The organism is Pelomonas candidula (genome assembly GCF_043555985.1).
Classification (GTDB): domain Bacteria; phylum Pseudomonadota; class Gammaproteobacteria; order Burkholderiales; family Burkholderiaceae_C; genus Pelomonas; species Pelomonas candidula.
Map to the genome: position 1 here is coordinate 1 of NZ_JBIGIC010000090.1, position 251 is coordinate 251.

At 63.3% G+C, this 251-nt stretch carries 1 protein-coding gene; it reads left to right on the top strand.

Translation table 11 applies throughout. From position 1 onward, the window contains the following. Positions 1 to 251, top strand: a 251-nt coding sequence (locus ACG04R_RS28615; protein ID WP_394418249.1) for a hypothetical protein, incomplete at both ends; no start/stop codon positions are given.

Genomic DNA, 251 nt, shown 5'->3' on the forward strand with positions numbered 1-251 from the left:
GAAATGGGCGGTCACGATGCCGAAACGGCCGGTCACGATGAGCCGAAATCAGCGGTCGGTCACGATGACCGAAATGACCGGTCACGATGCCGAAATCGGCGGTCACGTTGGGCCGAAATACGCAGGCAAGGCGCGCGACGTCAACGCGCGCTTCGCTGCGATGGTCAGCCACTACCTCTTCGAGGTCGAGTTCTGCAACCCGGCCTCCGGCTGGGAGAAGGGCCAGATCGAGAAGAACGTGCGCGACGCGC